Genomic DNA, 1,273 nt, shown 5'->3' with positions numbered 1-1,273 from the left:
ACCGCAGGATGATCTCCACGCGCCTGTTCTGTGGTTCGCGTGTGTTGTCCGGTGTCGGGACCAGCGGCTGGGTCTGGCCGAGGCCGCGGGTGACGATCTCGTGGCGCGGGACGCCGAGGCGCACGAGCTCGGCGGCGACGGCGGCCGCGCGGCGCTCGGACAGGCCCTGGTTGTAGCGGGCCGGGCCGGAGGTGTCGGTGTGGCCGTTCACCTCGATGCGGGTGATCGGCTGCGTGGTGCGCGCCTGCGCGGCTTCGGCGATGATCTGGCGCGCGCGGGCGGTCAACTCGGCGCGGTTCCAGTCGAAGAAGACGAGGAAGCTGCGCGCCGGCGCGGGTGCCACCGAGGCCGGGGCCGGGGCGGGCGCGGCCTGGCCGAAATGGTAGCGCAGGCCGATCATCGCATTGTGGCTCGAGGTCGCGACCGGCACGCTGACGCGGCGGCTCTCGCCGCTGGCCGCGTCGCTCACCCTGCCGCCGATCATCGGGTTGTCGGTGGTGCCGAAGTAGCGGTACTCGGCCGTCAGGGCGAGGCCCGGGATGGCCGGCAGCGGGAAGGCCATGCCGAGGATGCCCTGGAAGGCGAAGGTGCCGTCGGTGTCGTCGAGCGCGAGGCGCGCGCTGCCCGCCGCGCCGCGCACCGAGGACCAGTCGGTCCAGGCATAGCCGAAGCCGGCGCCGAGATAGGGGCGCACCGTCTGGCCGAGCCCGCCGAGGGGGATGTCGAAGAGGAGGTTGGCCATCAGCCCGTAGGTGCTGGCGATGCCGCTGCTGGCGGGGCGGGTGAAGGCGCTGCCGGTGCCGTTCTGGTTCTGTCGGTAGAAGCCTTCGAGTTCGGCGCGCAGGCCGAAGGGCAGGCCGTAGCCGAGGGCGATCGTGCCGGCGTGGCCGACATCCCATTTGCGGTTCATCAGGTCGGAGGGGGTGGCGAGGCGGGCGCTGTCGGGCGGGAAGACGGAGGCGTTGGTCTGGGCGAGCCAGCTCGCGCCGAGGCCGGCGGAGAGATAGACGCCCTCGGGGCGCTGGGCCTGGGCGGTGCCGGCGAGGGCCATCGCGCCGGCGAGGGCCATGGGGGCGAGGAGGCTGCGCGTCATCGTCCGGGTGTCTCCCTGCGGCGGGGCGCGGCGGGTGCGGCCTGGTCACGCCGGGCCGCCGCGCTGCCCGGACGGCCGAGGCCGGCGGGCGGGCGCAGGTTATCCACAGGCGCGGGAAAGCGGGGATGACTTGGCGCGGGGGCGGTGCGGTTCCGCCACGGCTGTTGCAGGAATGCCGCG

General features: G+C 74.2%; 1 protein-coding gene. It reads right to left on the bottom strand.

Annotated elements, in window-relative coordinates:
• On the bottom strand, positions 1 to 1,093 hold a 1,093-nt coding region (locus FHS88_RS20450), incomplete at its 3' end, for an OmpA family protein (protein ID WP_246420454.1).
• Positions 1,094 to 1,273 lie beyond the last annotated feature (180 nt).

This window comes from Neoroseomonas alkaliterrae (assembly GCF_014199195.1).
Classification (GTDB): domain Bacteria; phylum Pseudomonadota; class Alphaproteobacteria; order Acetobacterales; family Acetobacteraceae; genus Neoroseomonas; species Neoroseomonas alkaliterrae.
The sequence above is the reverse complement of the archived record's forward strand: the minus strand, read 5'-3'. Positions and strand labels throughout refer to the sequence as shown.